Consider the following 261-nt stretch of genomic DNA (forward strand, 5'->3'; position numbering starts at 1 on the left):
GAATTGTATCCTTGGAGCCATCTGGGTAGGTTACTGTTACGTCGCCATTGTCACCTACGGTTACCTTGCTTCCTTCTGGTAAGGTTGACTTACCATTTTCATCCTTGTTTGCGTCTTCGACTGCTTTGACTACTTCGGATTTTTCACTATCTGTTAGCTTGTTTGGATCGTCTACTTTTACCTTGTCGCCTGGTTCCTTTGGTTCGTTCTTGTCTGCGTCGCTCTTTGCGTCGCTCTTGCCTTCTACCACTTTGTCTCCTG

The 261-nt window shown here is 46.4% G+C and carries 1 pseudogene; it reads right to left on the reverse strand.

Going from position 1 to position 261, the window contains the following annotated elements:
• Window positions 1-250: pseudogene (locus tag NOU10_RS09345) on the reverse strand (hypothetical protein); the annotation flags it as partial.
• Window positions 251-261: the final 11 nt, after the last annotated feature.

Origin of the sequence: Ligilactobacillus sp. MP3 (assembly GCF_024436335.1) — a bacterium.
Taxonomy (GTDB): Bacteria; Bacillota; Bacilli; order Lactobacillales; family Lactobacillaceae; genus Ligilactobacillus; species Ligilactobacillus salivarius.